We start from the raw sequence: 21,113 nt of genomic DNA, 5'->3' as shown, positions 1-21,113 counted from the left end.
CGGGGCGGCACCATCCGGAGGACCGATGTCATCGAAGCGTTTGGCCGTGCGCACCGCCGCCGTCATCCCGGCGCTGGCCGGAGCCCTGCTGCTGACCGCCGGCTGCGGCGGCGGGGACGGCGGGGCGGACGACCGGGCCGGAGCCCCCGAGACGGCGACCGGCACCGTGGAGCAACTCGCCGGGAAGGCCGGCTGCGAGAAGCCCAATCTGCAGATCGACGCCGAGGAACTGCGGCAGGGGCGGTGCGGCGAGGGCGACGGCCGCTATGTGCTGGCCACCTTCGCGACCCACCGGGGTCAGCAGGACTGGCTCTCCGAGGCGGAGGGCTACGGGGGCACCTATCTGGTCGGCCCGAAGTGGGTCGCCGTGGGCTCGCCGGAGGTCGTGGCGAGCCTGCGCGGCAAGCTCGGCGGCGACATCGAGACGGGCGCCTCGCACGGCCCCGCGCACGGCGACGGGCACGGCGGCGAGGACGGCGCCTCCGAGGGCTCCGGCGGGGACGGCGGCCACGGTGACTCCCGGGGGAACGCGCACCAGGGGAGCCACCAGGGTTCCCACGGCTGACCGCACGGCCGGGACACCTACCGCCGCCCGGACCGCCGCCCGGACCGGGGGCCGGTACGGGCGGCGTACGGACGACGGCGGGGGTGCCGGTGGGTTCTCACCGGCACCCCCGCCCCGTGACGGCCACAGGGGAGGTCCGTCAGGGGAGTTGGGTGATGTGGGACCGGGTCATCGGGGGCACCGAATCAGCGGTCCGGCGGGGCCGGAAGGGCACCGTCAGGTGCACTCCTGGCCGTTGTTGATGCAGTCCACGGCCTTCGCCATCAGGTTCTCGGAGAACACGTTGATGAAGTCGCCGTGGTCCGTGATGGGCTTGTGGAGCTGCTCCGGGAAGGTGTCCACGGCGAAGTTGGTGCCCTCCGGCACGTCGTAGACGATCCGCTGGACGAGCTTCGGGATGGCCACGAAGCCCTCGTCACACGAACCGTCCTCATTGGCGAAGTCGACGTGCGTGCGGTGGTTGGCGCTGTCGGCGTTCTGGCCGTCCCAGCAGCTCTGGAACTCGAACCTGCGCACCACCTGGCTGCCCTCGGGGCACAGCGGGTACTTGTCCGCGATCTGCCGGTCCTCGAAGCCGGTGCAGCTCCAGGAGGAGTTGGCGTTGTCCGTGCCGTTGGTGAAGGCCTTGGCGTCACCGGTGATGATGCGCAGGAAGCGCGGCATCTCCACGACCTCGCCGACCGGGCTGCCCTCGAACTCCATCGTCACCTCGGCCGGGGTGATGATCTTGCCGACGTTGCCGTCGAGACCGCCGCCCGGGGTGTTGACGTCCGCCTCGTCACCGCCGGTCAGGTCGCGCAGCACCGGCCAGTAGTACGTGGACTGGTCCTCCTGGTTGACGCAGGTGGTCTCACCCTGGGCCAGGTCCTCGTCGACGGCGAAGGCGTCATTGGCCTGGTTGCCGACGTAGTCGTGCATGTGGTGCGCGGCGTTGACGACACCGGGCGCCACGATGATGTTGTCCGAGTTGAACTTGCCGTTCTCGTTGACGCCGCAGTCGGTCTTGAACACGCCGGTGGACGCGTTCTGCTGGGCCTCGGGCTCCTGGACGTTCGGCTGGACGTCGTTGATGTCCACGAAGTCCTCGGGGGAGGGCCCGACCTGCGGCGGCGGTGCCTCGCCGCCGTCACCCTGGCCGCCGTCTCCCTGGCCGCCGTTCTGGCCGTCCTGCTGGCCGCCGTCCTGGCCGCCTTGCTGGCCGCCGTCCTGCTGGCCGTCGCCCGGGCGGACCGTGCCGCCGTCCTTCATGCCGCAGCGGGCGAGTTTCTCCAGGCCGGCCTGCCGCACGCCGGCCCGCTCCAGGGCGATTCTGATGCGGTCGAGGCTGGCACGGCGCTTGCTGGCCAGCGGGTCGAGCACGGCGTTCCTGGTCCAGGACTTGTCGAGCGCGGCCGCGCGCCGGTTCTCCACGAGCCGCTTGTAGGCCGCGCCGATCTGGGCGTCGAGCCGCCCCAGCTCACGGCTGACTTCCTTCCGTGACTGCCTGGGGACCTTCTCCAGGCGATCCACCACATCCGGACAGGCGATGGTGGACGCCTGTTGTGCTACCGCTCCTTTCCGGCTGTCGCCGTCGTTCGAGGTGCCGGCGGAGGCGTAGAAGTTCACCGCAGCGAGCCCGCCGCCTCCCAACAGGAGAGCTGCCGCCGCACCAGCCGTCCTGTTCAGCAAAGGGGAACGCTTGTGTGTCTTGGGCTTCATGGCCAGCGATACGGAGTCCGGCGCTCCCGCGTTCAAACCCGCTCCGGCGCTTCATTCCCGCGCCCCCCGGTCCAGATAGGCCAGAACAGCGAGAACCCGCCGGTTGTCGTCGTCCGACGGGGCCAGACCGAGCTTGGCGAAAATATTCGATGTGTGCTTCGCCACAGCCCGCTCGGTGACGACAAGCTGCCCCGCGATGGCCGTGTTCGAACGGCCCTGGGCCATCAGCTCCATCACCTCGCGCTCGCGCGGGGTGAGCTTCTCCATCGGCCGGTCCCGGGAACGGCGGGCGAGGAGCTGGGAGATGACCTGCGGGTCCATCGCGGTACCGCCGGCGGCCACCCGCCGCACCGCGTCCGTGAACTGGCCGGCGTCGAACACCCGGTCCTTCAGCAGGCAGCCACAGCAGATCACGCCAGGTCGCCGGGTCCCGCAGCAGATGCGCGCACCGTTCCGCCTGCCCGACCAGGCCCGGCCGCGGGTTTGGCGGGTACGGCCGGTACGCGGCCGGCGTCCGCACGCCCGCCCAGTCGTACCCCAGTATCCGCCGCCAGTTGGCGAACGACCGTACGGCGCCGAGCACCACGGGTGTCGTCAGCACCCCCACGCCGAGGCTGATGAAGCCGATCGACAGCACCGACAGGACGAGCAGCGCGATCGAGCCGGCCAGCGACACCGCGGCGACGAACAGCCCCCGCCCGGCTGCCAGTAGTGCTTCTCTGGATTTCCCCATCCCGGCTCCCGGCCCCTCATCGCTCCGTGGCCCCGCTCCCGGGCGCGCTCTCAGTCTCGCCGGACCCCGGCGCCGTGGTCACGGGGCCGCGCACCCGGACGCGGGTACACCTGGCACCACCCCGGCGCGGTGCGGCTTGCCCGTCAGTACCGGTTCGGCCCGGTGTGCGGTCCGCTCCTCGGTGCCGGTTCGGCCACCGGGCCCCGGCTGCAGGCCGGTCATCCGTACGGAAATCCGCAGGCCCGGTGAGCCAACCGGCAGTCCTGTGCGTACCTCCCCGGAGGAACGAACCGGGAGGGGCAGGTGAGGTGTGAACTCGCGAGAAGCGCAAGGGCGTTGGCCGATCGTCGCCGCTGCCGCCACCCGGCGCGGCGTGGGAGCATGCATCTCACCATGACGGCGGACAGATCGCTGACGCGCCTTCTGCGGGCCGCGCTCTTCGCGGCCGTCTCCGTCGTGCTCGCCGCCACCGGGCACGCCGTGATGTCCGGTCACGACATCCCGCTCCCCGCCCTGCTGGCCGCAATCGGCATCACCGGAACCGTCGCCTGGCTGGCCGGAGGGCGGCGCCGCGGCGTCCTCTCCATCGCCGGCACCCTGCTGGCCGTCCAGGCCGTCCTGCACCTGATCTTCACCGACGGCCCCGGCACCCCGGCGGCCCATCGCCGGACGCCGGTCGGCACCCTGCCCGAAGCCGGCGCCGGCGCGAGCGGAACCGGGAACGACGGTGGCGCGGCGGGGCAGTTCACCGGCCTCGCCGCCCCGGGCGAGCACTCCGAGCACGCCACCCTCGCCATGCTCGCCGCCCACCTCCTCGCCGCGCTCTGCTGCGCCGTCTGGCTCTGGCGGGGCGAGGCCGTCTTCTTCCGGCTGCTGCGCTGCCTGGGCTCCCTGGCCCTGATGCCGCTGCGGACGCTGCTCCGCGCCGCCCGGTACGGAACCCCGGCCGCTCCGCGCCCGGTACGGCCGCCGCTGCCGTACGGGGAGGCGGCCCTCCGGCTGCGGGGTGCCCTGCTGGCACACGTCCTCTCCCGGCGCGGGCCGCCGCCCCGCACCCGGCCCCGTCCTCACCCCACCCCGTACGCCGTCCGCGCCGCGCTCGGCGGGACACCGGCCTGACGGCCGCGCGCCGTGCACCGCGCGGTGCCGTACCGGCGGCCGCAGGCCCCCGTCACACCCGCCCGTTCCGCAGCGGCCGCCGGGCCGCCGGGACCTCCGGGCGCTGGTGCCGCTGCGCCGTCGTGCGGGTGCGGGAGGCAGGGGACGTGGCCTGCCCCGTCTGCGCGGAGCCGCCGTCCGGGCGGCCCGCGGTTCCTCCGGGCAGTCCGGTACGGCCCGCGGCGGTGGAGACCCCGCCGGACGACGAGCCGGCCGCGCACCGGTGTTTCCGGCACCGGCCCGGCCGGTCCCCACCGCGCCCCGCCGGGCCGGCGGCTGCCCGCCCTCCGCTCCTCGCGCCGCGCCCGCGCGCCTCCGCGCACCCGCGGCCGACCCCGAAGTGAGGCCAACCCCCATGTCCATCGACGATCCCGCCGAGCCGGCCACCGGCCGGCCCGCTCCGCCGGACACCGGCTCCCGGACCACCGCGGCGGCCCCCACGGCCGCCGCTCCCGCGGCCACCGGCACGGCCACCGCGGGCACCTCAACGGCCGTGCAGGCGCAAGCCGCTGACACCGCGGCCACCGGCGAGGCGGGTTCCGCCCCGCCGGCCGCCACGGCGAAGGCCGGAACCCCCGCGCCCGCCCCCGGTCCCGCCCCCGCCGCCGAGCCCGGCGCACTTCACGGGGACGACGCCGAGGCGGTGGGAGAACCGCCCGCAGCGGCCCGGCAGGACGGCGGCACCATCCCGTCCCCGTCCCCGTCCCCCTCCCGCGCCCCCGCCCCGTCCCGGGGCAGCCTGCGCCCGCTCGTGCTGCGGATGCACTTCTACGCGGGCCTCCTCGTCGCGCCCTTCCTGTTGATCGCCGCCGTGACCGGGCTGCTGTACGCGGCCTCGTACCCGCTGGAGAAGGTGATCTACGCCGACGAGCTGACCGTTCCCGTGCCCGAGGGCAAGGCCGCCCTTCCGCTGTCCCAGCAGGTCGGGGCGGCCGTTGAGGAGTATCCCGGCCGTACGCTCAGCAAGGTGTGGCCGTCCCCCGGGGACGGGGCCACCACCCGGGTCCTGTTCGAGGCCCCGGAGCTGGGGGAGAGCAAGTCGACGGCCGTGTTCGTCGACCCGTACACCGCCGAGGTGCGCGGCGAGCTCGTCAGCTACGGCAGTTCCGGAGCGCTCCCCGTGCGCGCCTGGATATCGGAGTTCCACCGCCATCTGCACCTGGGCGAACCGGGGCGGCTCTACAGCGAACTGGCCGCGAGCTGGCTGTGGGTCGTCGCGCTCGGCGGTCTGCTGCTGTGGCTGCGGCGCCGCCGCTCCACGCGCGGCGCGCGCGGTCTGCTGCTGCCCGAGCGGGGGCTGACGGGGCGGCGGCGCACGATGTCGCGGCACGGCACGATCGGGGTCTGGTCCCTGCTGGGCCTGCTGTTCCTCTCCGCGACCGGGCTGACCTGGTCGACCTACGCGGGCGAGAACGTCGCCCTGCTGCGCGAACAACTGCGCGCCACCACACCCTCGGTCGCCGCCACCGTGGACCCGGCGGCCGGCACCGGGACGGGCGGCCACGACGGCCACGGCGCCGCGCACGGCGAAGGCGGCCACCAGCCGGGCGCGGGCGGCGACATCGGTCTGGACCGGCTCGTGGACACGGCCCGCGAGCAGGGCGTGTCGGAGTCCCTGGTGATCAGCCTGCCGGCCGACGAGAAGGCCGCCTACGTCGTCGCGGAGAACGACAAGCAGTGGCCGGTGCACTTCGACTCGGTGTCCGTGCACCCGGCGACCGGTGAGGTCGTGGACACCCTGGCGTTCGCCGACTACCCGGTGCTCGCCCGGCTGACCCGGATCGGCATCGACGCCCACATGGGCCTCTTCCTGGGGCTGCCCAACCAGCTGGTGCTGATCGCCCTGATGGCGGGGCTGGTCGTGCTGATCGTGTACGGCTACCGGATGTGGTGGCAGCGCCGCCCCACGCGCGGCGCCACCCGCTTCGGCGTCGGCCGGCCGATGCCGCGCGGCGCCTGGCGCAAGGCGTCCCCGGGGGCGCTGGTGGTGCTGGTGGCGGCGGTGCTGCTCGGCTGGTTCGTCCCGCTGTTCGGGCTGGGGCTGGTCCTGTTCCTGGCGGTGGACCTGGCCGCCGGGGTGCTCGCCCGGCGCCGGGCGGAGGCGGCGGGCCGGTCCTGACCCGCGGCACGGCCGGCCGGCGCCGGAGCGCAGGACCCCGCTTCGTACGGACCGCCCGTCGGCGGAGCGTACGAAGCGGGGCCGCCGCGCGGGCTGCTGCCGGCGCCGCGGCGGTGCCGGGGCCGCCCCGGCAGCGCGATGGGCGCCCGCCGGTGCCTGCGGGCGCCCATCGCCGTACCCCGGGGAGAAGGCGGGCCGGAGCCGGTCGGTGTCAGACCTGGCCGGCCTTCTCCAGCGCGGTGCAGCAGGTGTCGACCATGAGCCGGGTCACCACGTACGGGTCGCAGTTGGCGTTCGGGCGGCGGTCCTCGATGTAGCCCTTGCGGTCCACCTCGACCTGCCACGGGATGCGGACGGAAGCGCCGCGGTCGGACACGCCGTAGCTGTACTCGTTCCAGGGCGCCGTCTCGTGGAGACCGGTGAGCCGGGCCTCGATGCCGACGCCGTAGTGCTTGACGTGCACGGCCGGCTTGTCGCCGTCCCCCAGCGCCTCGCAGGCCGTGATGATCGGCTCGTAGCCCTCGCGCATCGCCCTGGTCGAGAAGTTGGTGTGCGCGCCCGCGCCGTTCCAGTCGCCCTTCGCCGGCTTGGCGTCCAGCGTCGCGGAGATCCCGTACGCCTCGGCCGTGCGGTACAGCAGCCAGCGGGCCACCCACATGTGGTCCGAGACCTGCAGCGGCGACAGCGGGCCCACCTGGAACTCCCACTGGCCGGGCATGACCTCGGCGTTGATGCCGGAGATGCCCAGGCCCGCCGTCAGGCAGTTGTCCAGGTGCTTCTCGACGATCTCCCGGCCGAAGATCTCGTCGGCGCCGACACCGCAGTAGTAGCCGCCCTGCGGGGCCGGGTAGCCGTTCTCGGGGAAGCCCAGGGGCCGGCTGCCCTGGAAGAACGTGTACTCCTGCTCGATCCCGAAGACCGGCTGGTGGGCGGCGAACTTCTCTGCCACCGGGCGCAGCAGGGCACGGGTGTTCGAGGCGTGCGGAGTCAGGTCCGTGTGCAGCACCTCGCACAGGACGAGGATGTCATCACCGCCGCGGATCGGGTCCGGGCAGGAGAAGACGGGCTGCAGGACGAGGTCCGAGGCGTGGCCCTCGGCCTGGTTGGTGCTGGACCCGTCGAAGCCCCAGACGGGCGGCTCGGCGCCGTCGGCGAGGATCTTCGTCTTCGAGCGGAGCTTCGCGGTCGGCTCGGTCCCGTCGATCCAGATGTACTCGGCCTTGAAGGTCACGTGGTCCCCCTCGTGCGGGTGCGGGTGCGGACGACAGCGGGTGCGGGTCCCGGAAGCGCGTCTCCCGCGCGGCTCCGCACGGGGGCACCCCGTCCCGGTCCCCTCGGCGGCAGCATCGCAACGGGCCGTTTCCCGGCAGTTGCTCCGGTGTAAAGCGGCTGTGTCCGGGCGGCGCCGTATGTGTCGTCCGGGCTACGAAGCGCTGCCCGCGCGACGGGGGCGGCGGGGAGCCGGGCGGGGAGGCCGTCTTCTCTCCTCGGCGCGCGGCGCGGCCCGCGCCACTGGATCGCGGCGCTACGCCGTGGGCGTGACCGTGCGAAAGGCATCGGCGGTGTACGCCCGCGGCGCCGGGGCACGAGGGGGGGGCAGGGCGCCACGGCGTTACGGCATCGGACGGACGGCCGGTGATCCACCGGGGAGGCCCGGGCCCTCCGGGTGACGATGAGGCCCGTACCGCCCTCGTCACGCAGGCCCGACCCGAGCGGTCACCCCCACGCGTCCTCACGGGAATCCGGGAGATCCGGGGATCCGGAGGACCCGCGACGGGGGAATACAGAGCGACCGAGGGGAACGACCGAGAGGCCGAGGAGAGCCGACCGCCATGAACGACCTGACCTTCACCGCGCCGCTGTGGGTGTGGGCCGCGCTGACCGCCGCCATCGGGGTGATGCTGGCCGTCGACCTGCTCGCGCACCGCGACAGCCATGTCATCGGCTTCCGTGAGGCCGCCCTGTGGAGCACCGGGTGGATCGCCGCTGGCCTGGCCTTCGGTCTGATCCTGTGGGCCTGGCAGGGCGGGGAGGCGGCGACGACCTACTACGCCGGCTATCTGATCGAGAAAGCCCTGTCGGTCGACAACATCTTCGTCTTCGCGCTGGTGTTCTCGTTCTTCGGCGTCCCCGACGCCTACCAGCACAAGGTCCTGTTCTGGGGGGTGATCGGCGCGCTCGGGGCCCGTCTGGTGTTCATCTTCGTCGGTGCCGAACTGCTGGAGGTCTTCTTCTGGACCGCCTACGTGTTCGGCGCGTTCCTCATCTGGACCGGCTACAAGATGGCCGTCTCGCACAACACGGAAGTGCACCCGGACCGCAATCCGGTCGTGCGTCTCGTCCGGCGGATCGTGCCGACCGATCCCGCGTTCCACGGTGACCGGTTCGTTGTCCGGGTGAACGGCCGCCGCGCGGTGACCCTGCTGTTCGTCGCCCTCGTCGCGATCGAAGCCACCGACCTGGTGTTCGCCATCGACTCGGTGGCCGCCATCCTGGCGATCACCACGAACACCTTCCTGGTGTGGACGGCCAACGCCTTCGCCATTCTGGGCCTGCGCAGCCTGTACTTCCTCCTCGCCGGCCTGCTGCGCCGCTTCCGCTATCTGCACTACGGGCTGGCCGTGCTGCTCGCCTTCGCCGGGGTCAAGCTCATCCTGTCGGAGACCCCGGTCGGCAAACTGCCCATCCCCGTCACCCTCGGCTTCATCGTGCTGACCGTCACCGTCTCGATCGTCTGGTCCCTGGCGGCGACCCGGGGCGAGACGGGGGACGACGGGACGGGGAACGGCGCGCCGGAGCGCGGCGGGCCGGAGGGCGGCGGGCCGGAGGGCGGTGGGCCGGCCGACGGCCCGGACGCGTCGGCCGGCGGCGATACGGGCCGGGCGTCCGGTTCCCACGAGAGCTGACCGGCCGCCGGCCACCGACCGGACACGTTTCGCCGCACTCCGCCGCACGGCTCGTGCCCGTCCGCAGCCGGCAGCACGGCTCGGCCGCACGGCAGCAGCACGGCGCCGGTGTGACGGAGAGCCGGGCCGCCGGGGCGGCGCCGCGGACCCGGGCTCCGCCGTCCGGGGCCGAGCGGGGCGAGGGCCGGGGGCGCAGTGTCCTCCACCACCACCACCTACCACCTGCACCTACCGCCTACCGCCACCGTCCGCCGTCAGGTCCGTTCCGCCCGCACCAGCGCGTCGATGGCGGTGCGCGGCCCCTCCTCCGTCTCCACCGGCCGGTCCACGGCCTCCGCCTTGAGGATCCGCGCGTACGACTGCCACGCGTCGGCCACCTGCTCGGCGGTGTAGAGCACGTCCGGGTCCTGCGGACCGCCGTGTCCCCGGCCGATGTTGTCCGCGTGGTGGCCGACGAGCAGCAGGGTCCCGCCGGGCCGCACGGAGGTCGCCGCCAGCCGGAGAGCCTCCTCCATCCGCGGCCAGGGCAGATGCAGATAGGCGATCAGCGCCAGGTCGAACAGGGGCGCCTGGGCGAGCACGCTCCCGGCCTCCGTCACATCGGCGCTCACGGTGCGGATCGCCACACCGCGCTCCCTGGCCATCTGCTCGGCCTTCTCCAGGGCGACGGCCGAGAAGTCCACGGCGTCCACGTCCCAGCCCTGCTCCGCCAGCCAGACGGCGTTCCGGCCCTCGCCCGCGGCCAGGTCCACCGCCCGCCCCGGCGGCAGATCCGCCAGTTCCTCCGCGACGAACCGGTTGGGCCCGGCCGACCACACCAGCTCCTTGCCGCGATACCGCTCGTCCCACGCCTCGGCGTCCACACCGGCTCCTCACCGCTCGCTGCTCACTGCTCGCACGCACGCGCGTCCCGCGCCCACGGGTTCCATGATTCCAGGGCGGACGCCCCACCGCCGCGCCGACCTGGCCAGGTGCGCCGCGCCCGGAGCGTCCCGGCGGGGGCCGGGCACCCGGCCCGGCGGAGCGCCGCCGGGCCGACAGGCGTCCGCACGGTGACCCGCAGGGACACCCGTGCCGCGCGGACGGAAGGCGCCGCACGGCGGGTGCCACCCATGGGACCGAGCCGGCGGCCGCCGGGTGGCGATTTCCGGCCGCTCTTCTCGCCACCCGCTGCAACTCCGCTCAGCGAGACGGCCGTTCACTGCGGTGTGTGCCCGGATGCCGCATATCGGTGCGCCGGACGAAGCCGTGCGGCAAGGCAGTTGGGGGATGACATGCCCGGGTGGGACATCGCTCCGTCCGGAGTGGGCTCGGTGACCGCGCTCGTGGAGACCGCGATCGAAGGAGTCCGGGATCAGTGGGTCGCGCAGCTCAGCTCCCTCCGGGCGTCCGCCCCGCCATGGTCGTCCGAGGACCCGGCGGCCGTGGCGCACGCCTTCGCCGGCCGGTCCGCCGGTTCGCCGTCGCCGGCGCCGACGCTGTCCGGCACGGACAGCAGGGCCTCATACCAGGCGGTGGCCATCTTGCTGTAGCCCGTGGCGTTGGGATGCACGCCGTCGGCCAGGTCGGCCGTCGTCAGCTTGCTGTACATCTCCACCAGATGGACCCGCTTCCCGGCGTCGGCCCTGCTCTGCACGATGCCCGGGATGGCCGCGTTGAACGTCCGCACGGTCTGGTCGCCCCAGGCCAGCGGCACGATCGTCGCCACGAAGAGGTGAGCGTCCGGCGCCTGGGCGGTGATGCGGTCGATCAGCGTGGCCAGCCGCGCGGGCGCGCCGCCCGGGTCGCCGCCGTACATGTCGTTGGTGCCGATGTGCAGCAGGATCGTGTCGGGGTCGTAGGTCCTCAGCCAGTTGGTGATGTTGCTGTCGATCTGGGCGATGGTCCAGCCGGAGTGGCCCTCGTGGTCGCGGTCGCCGAGGTTGCCGGGGCCGTTGGCCTGGGAGCCGACGAAGTCGATCTCGTGGCCGCCCGCGACGAGCTTCTGCCAGAGGTCGATGCGGTATCCGCCGGGCACGTTGAAGCCGTCGGTGATCGAGTCGCCGAGCGGCATGACGCGTACGGGCGCCGCGTCGGAGTCGGCATGGGCGGCGGAGGCGGTGGAGGCCATGCCGAGGAGCAGCGCCGCAAGGGCGACCAGGCCGGAGAGCAGGTGCCGTGTTCTGGTCATGGGGGGCGTTCCCTTCGTTCCTTCAGTCCCTGACGGCACATCGCGGCACGCGGAGTCGGTCTCCGCCGCGGAGGGCTGTCGGCGGAGCGGTGGACCGGTGCGGGCGGGCCGCTCGGCGACTCGGGGGTGGGGGTGTGGGAGCGCTCCCAATGTACGGGTGGGCCGAGAGGCGCGGCAATACGGCCGGAAGCCCGCGTAGCGGGGCTTCGGAGGGCGGTCGACGCCGCAGGAACACACGTACGGTGACCACTCCCGTGGGTGTCGGCCGCTCGGGGGAGCACGCTTCTGGCCAGCGGTTTTCATCGCTCACCAGATCCCCGGCCGGTACGCTCCGTGCGCGTACCCGCACGGACGATGGAAAAGGCTCCGTGAGCCTGTTGCAGCGGATGCGAGGAGCCGTATGAGCAGCAACGAACTGGCCTGGTTCAAGAGCAGCTACAGCAGCAGTGGTTCCGGCGACTGCGTGGAAGTCGCCCTCTCCTGGCGCAAATCGAGTCATAGCAGTGGTGGTGACGGCGACTGTGTCGAGGTCGCCACCCCCTGGCGCAAGTCAAACCACAGCGGCGGCAGCGGGGATGACTGCGTAGAGGTCGCCGCCTGCCCCGGCACCGTCCACGTCCGGGGCTCCAAGAATGTGCAGGGCCCTCAGCTCGCCCTGTCCGCCTCCGCGTGGGGCGAGTTCGTCGCGTACGCGGCGCGGAACCGGCGAGGCTAGCCGGGCCCACCCCCGACACCCCGAGGGCCCGGCACCGGAGCACCAGCGGTGGCCGGGCGCTCGCTCGTGTCCATGCGCGCGCTGGCGTCTGCCCGTCCGCCACACGCCGGGGGAGTGGCCCGGTGCCCAGGTGGGCGGGGGCGGGCCAAGCGACGCGAGGCCGCGGCCGGTCCCCCGTGCCGGTCGCGGCCTCGTCGGCTGGATGCCCGTCAGTGTGCGGTCAGCAGCAGCCGCCGGACGGTGAACCGGCGTCGGCCGCGGCGGTGGCTGGAGCCGCAGCCGCAGTCACAACCGCAGTCGCAGCCGGGGCCCCGGCGCCCGCCTCGGCCGGTGGAGCCGCGGGTGCCGGGGTGCAGCAGCCACCACCGCCCTCCTCCTGGCCGGCGGCCGGGTCGTCGAACAGGCCCGCGCCTCCGCACACCCCCGTCTCCGGGAGCGTGAGTTCGATCCGGTCGGCGGACTCGAGGTCGCCCGCGAGTGCGGCGGCGATGGAGCGGACCTGCTCGTAGCCGGTCATCGCCAGGAAGGTGGGGGCGCGGCCGTAGGACTTCATTCCCACCAGGTAGACGCCCTGCTCGGGGTGGGACAGTTCGCGGTGGCCGTGCGGGTAGACGGTGCCGCAGGAGTGCTGGTTGGGGTCGATCAGCGGGGCGAGGGCCACCGGGGCCTGGAGGCGTTCGTCCAGGCCGAGGCGGATCTCGGACAGGAAGGAGAGATCGGGGCGGAAGCCGGTCAGGACGATGACCTCGTCGACCGGGTCGAGCCGTCGGCCGTCCTCGCCGACGAGCGCGAGGCGTCCCTCGCCGTCCCGCTCGACGGCTTCGGTGCGGAAGCCGGTGACGGCGTCGGCGTGGCCGTCGTCGACGGCCGCCTTGGCCGCGAGGCCCAAGGCGCCGCGGGCGGGCAGCTCGTCGGCCGCGCCGCCGCCGAACGTGGCACCGCTGATGCCGCGCCGCAGCACCCACACCGCGTGCGTCCCCGGTTCGTCCCGGGCGAGCTCCGCCAGAGCGGCGAGCGCGGTGAAGGCGGAGGCGCCGGAGCCGATGACGGCGGTGCGCTTGCCGGCGTAGCGGGCCCGCAGGTCAGGGTCGTTGAGGTCGGGCACGCGGTACGTCACGCGGTCGGCGGCGGCCCTCTCGCCGAGGGCGGGCAGGCCGCCGGCGCCGGCCGGGCCGGGCGTGGTCCAGGTACCGGAGGCGTCGATGACGGCACGGGCGGTGACGCGCTCCTCGCGGCCGTCGGGGGTGGTGAGGTGCAGGACGAAGGGCTGGGACTCGCGGTCGGCGTCGACGACGCGGTCGCGGCCGGCACGAGTGACCCCGGTGACGCGGGTGCCATAGCGGACGCGGTCGCCCAGGGCGTCGGCCAGCGGCTGGAGGTACTGCCCGGCCCAGTCGCCGCCGGTGGGGTAGACCGTGGCGTCCGGCCGGGTCCAGCCGGTCGGGGCGAGCAGCTTCTCGGCGGCCGTGTCGATGACCTCGTCCCAGCGGGAGAACAGGCGTACGTGGCTCCACTCCCGCACGGTGGAGGCGGCGGTCGGCCCGGCCTCCAGGACCAGGGGGTCGATCCCGCGCCCGACGAGGTGGGCGGCTGCGGCCAGGCCCACGGGGCCGGCTCCGATGACGACGACGGGGAGCTGCTGCTCGCTCATGGTGGTGGATCTCCCTGGGTGGGGGTGGGTGTCTGACGGGTCAGCGGGTGGTGATGGATCGCCGGGTGGCGATGGACCGGCGGGGACGGCCGGCTTCGCGGCCGGTGTGCCGCGGCCCGGAGGGGCTTGCGGGAGGGGCTTGCGGCGGAGCCTGCGCGCAGCTGTCCCGGAGGCCGGCACGGGCCGCGGCGGGCCGCGTGCCGGGCCGGGCGGCGGTGCATGCGTCGCCACGGTCGTGGACGGCCACCGAGGCCTCCTGCTTCGATGTTTGTCGATATCTTGCGATGTCCGGAGCTTGCCACGTCGCATCGACGGATGTCAACATAGACATATGTCGAAGTCAGAGGTCGCCAAAGTACCCGTCCTGGACACCGGGGCCGTGGTGCCGTGCTGCCCGCCGATCACGGCCGGGGAGCTGTCGCAGGCCGACGCGGAGCGGATGGCCGCGATGTTCAAGGCGCTGGCGGACCCGGTGCGGCTGCGGCTGTTCTCCAAGGTCGCCTCGTGCGCGGGCGGCGAGGCGTGCGTCTGCGACATCTCCGACGTCGGCGTCTCCCAGCCGACCGTCTCCCACCACCTGAAGAAGCTGCGCGAGGCCGGCCTGCTCACCTCGGAGCGGCGCGGGACATGGGTGTACTACAGGGTCGCTCCGGCGGTGGTCGCCGCGATGGCCGCCATGCTCGAGCCGCGCACCACCTGACGGCCGCACCCGGCGCGGGCCCCGGCGGGAGGCGCCATCACGGTCGGCGAAGAGGGGCCGGACCGTGCCCTTCGCGCGGGTCACCGGCCGCGGGCCCGGCCGCGGGCCCGGGCGGAGGGGCCGCGTAGCAGCGCACGGTGACCGTTGTGTCCGGGGACCACCGCTGCCGGACGGCGGCCAGGAACCGCCACCCCTGCCGCTCGTACAGGGCCACGGCCCGGGTGTCGGAGGCCAGCACGTCGAGGACGGGGTGCAGGCCGCGCGCGCGGGCCTCCTCCGCCGCCCGGCCGAGCAGCAGCGCGCCCACTCCGCGGCCGCGCGCCGCCGGGGCGACGAAGAGGCGGCTGACGACGGCCGTCGCCGAGATGTCCCGTCCCGCTCGTCCGCTCCACACCGCCGGTGCCGCGTCGTCCGGCCCGCTGCGGGAGAGGACGGCGTGCCCGGCGACGTGCCCGTCCAGCTCCGCCACCCAGGCCGTGAGCAGTGCGGACGGTGTCAGCCAACGGGTCGGTTCCTCCGGCCAGTTGACCGGATAGCCGTCGCACGCGTGGATCTCGGCGAGAAGCCGGGCGCACGGGCCGAGGTCGGCGCCGGCCCGTGGCCGGATACGGGGAAGCGGGGTCCCGCCGGGCGCGAAGCGGTGGTCGTGGCTCATCGGCGTATCGAACCACGTACCGGAACCGGCGGAGTCCGGGGGAGGGAGCGGCCGGGTGCCGGAACTACCGCGTGGAGGGGGTGATCCCCGGGTCCCGAGTCCCGGGCCACTCGCCGGGCCACGGGCTCACCGGTCCGCGTCCGCCGGACCGCCGGACCGCCGGACCGTCTCCTCCGGGGAGAAGGACTCCGCCCGCGTGATGCCGGTCCGGGCCGGTCCCGGTCCGGCTGGTGCCGATCGGGCAGGAACAGCCCGGCCGCCGGCCCGCAGCCCGGGTGAGCCGGGAATCCCCGCTCCTCGACGGGGAGGGCGTCACACTCCCGTGACGCCGTCGACGCGTTCGCGGATCAGGTCGGCGTGGCCGTTGTGGCGGGCGTACTCCTCGATCATGTGGACGTAGATCCAGCGCAGGTTGACGGGACCGTCCACCGGGCCCGGGCCGGGCGGCAGGAGACCGGTGTCCTCCAGGCCGCGGCCCGCGCAGACCCTCCGGCTGTTGTCGGTCTCCGCGCGCCAGCGGGCGAAGACCTCGTCCCGGCCGAGCCCGTCGCTCAGGTCGAAGCCGCCGTCCGTATCGCTGAGATCGGCGGCGCCGCCGAACACGGGTGGGGCACCGTCGCCGAGCAGGACGCGCCGGAACCAGTTCCGTTCCACCTCCGCCATGTGCCGCACCAGGCCGAGGAGCGTCATGGCCGACGGAGGTACGGCCGCCTCGCGCAACTGCTCCTCCGTCAGGTCGCGGCACTTGGCGGCAAGCGTTTCGCGCTGGAAGTCCAGCCAGACCTCCAGCCCGGTGCGTTCGTCGGCGGTCAGTGGCGGTACGGGACGGTCGAAGGTCGTCATACGGCCATCCTGCCAACGCGCACCGGGCCGGAGAAGGCCCCTCCGAGGGGGCGAGAGGGAGGTGTGTGGGAGACGAGCGGCACGGTTCCGTCGCCCCGGCGGTCACACCGGGGCGGTGCGGTTGCCGTGCCCTATCGGGCGGAGGCGGCTCCGGTGCCGTGCCCTATCGGGCGGAGGCGGCTCCGGTGCCGTGCCCTATCGGGCCGAGGTGGCTCCGGTGCCGTGCCCTATCGGGCCGAGGTGGCTCCGGTGCCGTCCAGGCCGAAGAAGGTGACGGCTCGCGCGGCCTGTCCGCCCTGCGGCAGGTTGTGGCCGGTGTTCGCGATGCTGATCGCCTCGACGGGAGCCTGGTCGCCGGTGCCGCCGTAGCGGGTGCGGGTCCAGCCGGACTGCGGCTGGTCGGTCGACGACGGGTTCTCGCTCACGCCGTGGACGTTCGTCCACTGCTTGATCTGCTCCCCGAAGTTCGGGTACCGCAGGGTGTTGTCCTGGGTGCCGTGCCAGATCTGCACCCGCGGCCGGGGGCCGTCGTAGCCGGGGTACGCGCCGCGCACCAGGTCGCCCCACTGCTGCCCGCTCCGGTTGATCTGCCCGTTGGCGCAGGCGCTGTTCCAGCCGGAGCCGTCGGTGGTGGCGAAGCAGCTGTGCGGTACGCCCGCGAAGGAGGCGCCGGCCCGGAACACGTCCGGGTAGTTGCCGAGCAGGACATTGGTCATCATGGCGCCGGAGGAGGCGCCGACGACGAACACCCGTGCGGGATCAACGTTGTTGCGCTGCTTCACATGGTCGATCATGGATTTGATGCCCACCGGGTCGCTGCCGCCGTCGCGGCGCAGCGCCTGCTGCGAGGAGACGTCGAAGCACTGGCCGCTGCGGGTGGCGGACGGGTAGACGATGATGAAGCCGTACCGGTCGGCCAGCGACTTGAACTCGGTGCCGTTGTGGAACGCCGGTCCGGAGCCGGTGCAGTAGTGCACGGCGACCAGCAGGGCCGGCCGGGCCGCGACACCGTCCGGCACGTACTGGTGCATCCGCAGCCCGGTCGGGTTGGTGCCGAAGTCGTTCACCTCGACGAGCTGCGCGGTGGGGGCGGTGGGCGCCGCCGCGGCGGTGGGGGCGCCGGCGAGGAACAGGGCCGCCAGCAGCGGCAGGACTCCGCCGAACAGGGCGGCGGCCCGTGTGCGCGGCGAGGCCCCGCGCACCGGCCGTCCCCGCGTCGGCTCTCCGTGTGCCGGTCCCTCGCGTGCCGGTCCCTCGCGTAACGGTCCCCCGCGGGACGGGGCCGCGGGCGACGTGGGGGTGTCGGGCATGCCGTTCTCCTTCCTAGACTGCGGCTGTGAAGGGCTTGCTGCTGCGCTTGTCGGCACTGGACGCGGACGCGGCCACCGCGGTGCGGGTGATCGCCCATTTCGAGGCGCTGATGAGCGCCGGTACCGACGCCGTGTCGCTGGTGCGGTCCACCGCCGGACTCGCGCAGTGCCCGGCCGGGCTGGAGCGGACCGGCGGACGCAGGGTGCGGTTCGGGCCCGGGGGAGCCGCGCTCCCGGGCGAGCCCGAACGAGTGTCCGGCAGCGCCCTGTTCGGCGGCACCGGCTCCGGACCCGGCGGGCGGGTCTGGCTGGAGCGCCCGGGTGCGCCGGGCCCGTTCGACGAATTGGTGCTGGAGTGGATGGCCATCGCGGCCCGGATGCTGGACGGACGGCGCCGCGCGGCCGAGCCACCGCATACGGCCGATCCCGCGCTCGTCGAACTGGTGCTCTCCGAACGGGAGGCCGTCGAGGACCGCGCCCGGGCCCTGCGGCTGCTGGGTCTGGTGCCCGAACTGCCGCTACGGGTGGTGGCGGTGGCGCTGGCGGGAACCGGGGCGGAGGGGACGCCGGGAGCGCCTGCCGCCGCCGGCGCGCCGGCGGCCGCGCCCGGTTCCGCGGGCGGACGGGGCTTGCCGGTGGCCGGCGGTGCGAGCGGCGCGGACCGTGTGAACGGCTCGGGCGGCGCGGGGGGCGTGAACGGGGCGGGCGGCGCCCCGGCCCGGCCGGGCGCAGGGGCACTCCCCGGCCCCGCCCACGGCAGCGGAGCCGGCCCGGGGTCCGGCCCCGGGCCCGACGTCGGGGTGGAGACGGTCGCCCTGTTCGGGCGGAGCCGTCTGCGGAGCTCCGTACGGATCGCGCGGCTGGGCTCGCTGGGCGCGGTGCTGGTGCAGCGCCCCGACGGTGACCCCGCCTCACCCGCGGAGGAGCTGCGGGCAGCGGCGGGTGCCCGCCCGGCGGGTGCCCGCCCGGCCGGTGCCCGTCCGGCCGGTCCCGGCCCGGCGGGGAGACCCGCGGAGCGCGCGCCGTGGAGCGTACGGGCCGGCGTCGGCGGCCTCACCGGTGCTCTCGACGCCGCCGTCTCCTGGCGGCAGGCCCGGGTGGCGCTGCGGTTCGCGGTCTCGGGGCCGCCCGGGGAGGCCGTGGCGGACCACGACACGCTCGGTCCCGTGGCACTGCTCGCCGAGATCCCGGCGGATCGGCTGCGCGCCCGGCCGGAGGTGCGGGCCCTGGCGGAGCTGGCGGCCGGGGAGGGCGGCGGGACGGGCATCGCGGCGCTGGCCGCGTTCTGCCGCACCGGCTCGCTGCGGCAGGCCGCCGCGGAACTCCACCTGCACCACAGCTCCGTGGCGGCGCGGCTGGCCCACGTCGAGGAGGTGCTGGGCCGGCGGCTGCGCGATCCGGAGGACCGTTTCCGGGCCCATCTGGCGCTGTACGCCTGGCGATTGTCCGGCACGGAGTGAGCGGCGCGGGCCGTGCCGGCGCACGCGCCGGCGCCCGTCCCCGGGACAGCCGGGCGCTCCGGGGCCTCCGGGGCCTCCGGGGAGACCGGCCGGACGCTTCCCGCCCGGCCGCCCGTCGCCCGGCCGCCCATCAGGCCAGAGCCCGGGCGAGTACGGCGGTGACCTCGGCGGTGATCCGCCGGATGACGGCGGCGTGCTCGACCGCGCCGGCCCCGTGGAAGGTCCCCGGGAGGACGTGCAGTTCGGTGGGCACCCCGGCGGCCAGCAGCGAGCGGGCGTAGTCGATGCCCTCGTCCCGCAGCGGGTCGAACTGCATCACCGTGATGTGCGCGGGCGGCAGCCCGGCCAGCCGGGTGATCCCGGCCCGGGCCGGGGCCGCGTACGGGGAGACGTCCGCGGAGCCCGGTGTGCCGGGCCCCAGGTACGCCTCCCAGCTCAGCTGCGCGTTGTGCCGGTTCCACACGGGGGTGTCGGTGTGGAGCCGGGCGCTGGCGGTGCGCAGCCGGTCGTCGAGGGCGGGGGCGGCGAGGCACTGGAAACGGAGGTCCGGGCCGCCGCGGTCGTGGGCGAGCAGGGTGAGCGCGGCGGCCAGGCAGGCCCCGGCGCTGTCGCCCCAGAGCGCCGTCCGGTCGGGCAGGATGCCGAGTTCGGCCGCGTTCCCGGCCAGCCAGGCCAGGCCCGCGTAGCAGTCCTCCAGCCCGGCGGGGAAGGGGTGTTCGGGGGCCAGCCGGTAGTCCGGCGAGACGACCAGCGCGCCGAGCTCGCGGCAGAACCGCAGATTGCCCTCGTGGTCGGCGTCGGGTGAGCCCACGACGAAGCCGCCGCCGTGGATCGCGTAGAGCACGGGCAGCGGGCCGCTCGCGTCCCGGGGCCGGTACAGCCGCAACGGCACGTCCGGGGCACCTCGGGGGCCGGGGACGGCGATGTCCTCGACCACGACGCCGCGGGTGTCGGCCGCGGCGACGACGGCGGCCAGTTGCTCCGCCTGCGCGGCACGGGCCGCGGCCGCATCGCTGATGTCGACTTCCGGCATCATCGCGACCGCCGCGGCGAGTTCCGGGTCGAAGGCGTAACGCATCCCTGGATCCCTCCGTGCCGCGCGGGGGTGGGGGGTGGCGTCGCGCGGAACCTCCAGAACGGTGCCACGGAGGGTCCGCCGCGGTCATCAGACGGGCGTCGGAAGAACCGCCTCCGCCGCCCGACACCCGCGCGCACCGGCCGGCGGAGCCGAAAAGTTTTCAGCAGCCCGCGACCTGGCCCTTCGGGCGGAAGGCTCACCTCGGCGGGAGGCTGCCGGTGCCCTGGGCCTTGACGTGGGAAAAACCCCTTCCTAGGGTCTGCCCCGCTCGATCATAGAGTTCCGGAAAATTTCCGATAGGGCTCTCTGGCCGGGCGTTTGGGGAGCAGGGGCCGATGGAGCTGGGTCCCGCTGCCGCCCCGCCCGCCTCCCGGGGCGGTCCGGGACGGCACGGGAGACCGCCGCGCGCCCACGGAGCGTCAGAAAGAAGTCAGCGATGACCAGATCCGCGACCCGGAACGGGGCCGGTGAGCCCGGCCGGAACGAGACCCGGAAGCCCGGCGTTCCCCGCCGGACGGGACGCCCGCGCGCACGGCGCCGCCCGGCGGGCCCCCTGCCGCTCGTGACCGCACTCTGTCTGGCCGCCGCGGCCGTGACCGCGGTGACCGCGGCCACCGCGCCGGCCGCGCAGGCCCACCGGCCCAACGGCCCGGCGGGCGGCGGCCGGGCCACCCCGGCGATCGTGGACTCCACCCGGCACGGCGGCAACAGCGTCGCCCTGACGTTCGACGACGGGCCGAACCCGTCCGACACCCCGCGGCTGCTGGAGGTGCTGCGCGAGCAGCGCGTCAAGGCGGTGTTCTGCCTCTGGGGCGACCATGTCGAGGCCCACCCCGAACTCGTACGGAAGATCGTCGCGGGCGGCCACACGCTGTGCAACCACAGCATGCACCACGACGACATGGGCGCCTGGTCCGAGGAGGAGGTCCGCGCCGACCTGCTGCGCACCTCCGCCGCCATCCGCCGGGCCGCCCCGGGCGCCCGTATTCCGTACTTCCGTGCCCCGTACGGTAGTTGGGGCAAGAGCCCCGAGGTCGCGGCCGGGCTGGGGATGCAGCCGCTGGGCTGGCGGCTGGCGGTCGGGGACTGGGACCCGCCGGGCACCGGTGAACTGGTCAGCCGTTTGGAGGAAGGCATCACCCCCGGGGCCGTCGTTCTTCTCCACGACGGCGGCGGCGACCGCGGCCAGACCGTGGAGGCCGTCGAACGGATCATCCCGAGGCTCCGCTCCGAGGGCTGGCGCTTCGACCGGCCCGCCCGGCGCGGCTGACCGCTGATCCGACCGCCGTCCGCCCACCCGCGGACCGGCGGGCCGTCCGCCCACCGCGCTCCGTGTTCCGCGCTCGATCCCT

Annotated in this window: 17 protein-coding genes and 2 pseudogenes; 8 read left to right on the top strand and 11 right to left on the bottom strand. The window is 74.5% G+C overall.

Features of this window, described 5'->3' with window-relative positions; all coding sequences use genetic code 11:
* The first annotated feature begins 25 nt into the window (after positions 1–25).
* A complete protein-coding gene (locus KBZ10_RS11700) occupies positions 26–565 on the top strand; it encodes a hypothetical protein (protein WP_247702209.1) in 540 nt (179 codons plus the stop codon).
* 216 nt (positions 566–781) lie between these two features.
* Here KBZ10_RS11700 and KBZ10_RS11695 read toward each other — a convergent pair whose 3' ends face one another.
* The 3 genes and pseudogenes from KBZ10_RS11695 to KBZ10_RS11685 all read right to left on the bottom strand — a co-directional run.
* Positions 782–2,263 carry a DUF1996 domain-containing protein gene (locus tag KBZ10_RS11695; RefSeq protein WP_210987498.1) on the bottom strand — a complete coding sequence of 494 codons (1,482 nt, stop codon included), beginning with the start codon at positions 2,261–2,263 and terminating at the stop codon, positions 782–784.
* 51 nt (positions 2,264–2,314) lie between these two features.
* Positions 2,315–2,665: pseudogene (locus KBZ10_RS11690) on the bottom strand (LuxR C-terminal-related transcriptional regulator); the annotation flags it as partial.
* A gap of 40 nt (positions 2,666–2,705) precedes the next feature.
* Positions 2,706–2,996, bottom strand: a pseudogene (locus tag KBZ10_RS11685) (sensor histidine kinase); the annotation flags it as partial.
* Between the two features lie 393 nt (positions 2,997–3,389).
* Between KBZ10_RS11685 and KBZ10_RS11680 the strand changes: the two are divergent.
* Together KBZ10_RS11680 and KBZ10_RS11675 are read left to right on the top strand one after the other, a co-directional pair.
* Positions 3,390–4,115, top strand: a complete 726-nt coding sequence (locus tag KBZ10_RS11680) for a hypothetical protein (RefSeq protein WP_210987497.1) — start codon at positions 3,390–3,392, stop codon at positions 4,113–4,115.
* Between the two features lie 394 nt (positions 4,116–4,509).
* Positions 4,510–6,273: a PepSY domain-containing protein gene (locus KBZ10_RS11675; protein ID WP_247702208.1), complete on the top strand. Its 1,764-nt coding sequence runs from the start codon at positions 4,510–4,512 to the stop codon at positions 6,271–6,273.
* A 211-nt stretch (positions 6,274–6,484) separates the two neighbouring features.
* Here KBZ10_RS11675 and glnII read toward each other — a convergent pair whose 3' ends face one another.
* On the bottom strand, positions 6,485–7,504 hold the full coding sequence (gene glnII, locus KBZ10_RS11670) for a glutamine synthetase (RefSeq protein ID WP_210987496.1): 1,020 nt from the start codon (positions 7,502–7,504) through the stop codon (positions 6,485–6,487).
* A 601-nt stretch (positions 7,505–8,105) separates the two neighbouring features.
* Between glnII and KBZ10_RS11665 the strand changes: the two genes are divergently transcribed.
* Positions 8,106–9,179: a TerC family protein gene (locus tag KBZ10_RS11665; RefSeq protein WP_210987495.1), complete on the top strand. Its 1,074-nt coding sequence runs from the start codon at positions 8,106–8,108 to the stop codon at positions 9,177–9,179.
* A gap of 254 nt (positions 9,180–9,433) precedes the next feature.
* Here the strand turns inward: KBZ10_RS11665 and KBZ10_RS11660 are convergent, their stop codons facing one another.
* Both KBZ10_RS11660 and KBZ10_RS11655 read right to left on the bottom strand, forming a co-directional pair.
* Positions 9,434–10,042 carry a bifunctional 2-polyprenyl-6-hydroxyphenol methylase/3-demethylubiquinol 3-O-methyltransferase UbiG gene (locus KBZ10_RS11660; protein ID WP_210987494.1) on the bottom strand — a complete coding sequence of 203 codons (609 nt, stop codon included), beginning with the start codon at positions 10,040–10,042 and terminating at the stop codon, positions 9,434–9,436.
* Between the two features lie 491 nt (positions 10,043–10,533).
* Positions 10,534–11,349 (bottom strand): SGNH/GDSL hydrolase family protein, encoded by an 816-nt coding sequence (locus KBZ10_RS11655; RefSeq protein WP_210987493.1) that lies wholly within the window; start codon positions 11,347–11,349, stop codon positions 10,534–10,536.
* Between the two features lie 400 nt (positions 11,350–11,749).
* Here KBZ10_RS11655 and KBZ10_RS11650 point away from each other — a divergent pair, with 400 nt between their 5' ends.
* On the top strand, positions 11,750–12,064 hold the full coding sequence (locus tag KBZ10_RS11650; protein ID WP_210987492.1) for a DUF397 domain-containing protein: 315 nt from the start codon (positions 11,750–11,752) through the stop codon (positions 12,062–12,064).
* 220 nt (positions 12,065–12,284) lie between these two features.
* Here the strand turns inward: KBZ10_RS11650 and KBZ10_RS11645 are convergent, their stop codons facing one another.
* Complete coding sequence (locus tag KBZ10_RS11645; RefSeq protein WP_210987491.1) at positions 12,285–13,715, bottom strand: NAD(P)-binding domain-containing protein; 1,431 nt, start codon at positions 13,713–13,715, stop codon at positions 12,285–12,287.
* Between the two features lie 331 nt (positions 13,716–14,046).
* On the opposite strand from KBZ10_RS11645, the gene KBZ10_RS11640 reads away from it, so the two are divergent.
* Complete coding sequence (locus tag KBZ10_RS11640; protein WP_210987490.1) at positions 14,047–14,415, top strand: metalloregulator ArsR/SmtB family transcription factor; 369 nt, start codon at positions 14,047–14,049, stop codon at positions 14,413–14,415.
* Between the two features lie 37 nt (positions 14,416–14,452).
* On the opposite strand, the gene KBZ10_RS11635 is transcribed toward KBZ10_RS11640, so the two are convergent.
* The 3 genes from KBZ10_RS11635 to KBZ10_RS11625 form a co-directional block, all read right to left on the bottom strand.
* Entirely contained in the window at positions 14,453–15,070 is a 618-nt protein-coding gene (locus tag KBZ10_RS11635; protein ID WP_210987489.1) for a GNAT family N-acetyltransferase, read from the bottom strand.
* A 312-nt stretch (positions 15,071–15,382) separates the two neighbouring features.
* A complete protein-coding gene (locus tag KBZ10_RS11630) occupies positions 15,383–15,913 on the bottom strand; it encodes a DinB family protein (RefSeq protein WP_210987488.1) in 531 nt (176 codons plus the stop codon).
* A gap of 227 nt (positions 15,914–16,140) precedes the next feature.
* Positions 16,141–17,115 carry a PHB depolymerase family esterase gene (locus KBZ10_RS11625; RefSeq protein WP_307847353.1) on the bottom strand — a complete coding sequence of 325 codons (975 nt, stop codon included), beginning with the start codon at positions 17,113–17,115 and terminating at the stop codon, positions 16,141–16,143.
* A 134-nt stretch (positions 17,116–17,249) separates the two neighbouring features.
* Between KBZ10_RS11625 and KBZ10_RS30030 the strand changes: the two genes are divergently transcribed.
* Positions 17,250–18,683: a helix-turn-helix domain-containing protein gene (locus tag KBZ10_RS30030; RefSeq protein ID WP_307847351.1), complete on the top strand. Its 1,434-nt coding sequence runs from the start codon at positions 17,250–17,252 to the stop codon at positions 18,681–18,683.
* Between the two features lie 130 nt (positions 18,684–18,813).
* On the opposite strand, the gene KBZ10_RS11615 is transcribed toward KBZ10_RS30030, so the two are convergent.
* Entirely contained in the window at positions 18,814–19,761 is a 948-nt protein-coding gene (locus tag KBZ10_RS11615) for an alpha/beta hydrolase (RefSeq protein WP_210987486.1), read from the bottom strand.
* 562 nt (positions 19,762–20,323) lie between these two features.
* On the opposite strand from KBZ10_RS11615, the gene KBZ10_RS11610 reads away from it, so the two are divergent.
* Positions 20,324–21,031 carry a polysaccharide deacetylase family protein gene (locus KBZ10_RS11610; protein ID WP_210987485.1) on the top strand — a complete coding sequence of 236 codons (708 nt, stop codon included), beginning with the start codon at positions 20,324–20,326 and terminating at the stop codon, positions 21,029–21,031.
* The last annotated feature ends 82 nt before the right edge of the window (positions 21,032–21,113 follow it).

The sequence above is a fragment of the Streptomyces sp. F63 genome (assembly GCF_018070345.1).
In the GTDB taxonomy this organism is placed as follows: Bacteria; Actinomycetota; Actinomycetes; order Streptomycetales; family Streptomycetaceae; genus Streptomyces.
This window is presented reverse-complemented; position numbering and strand designations above follow the sequence as displayed.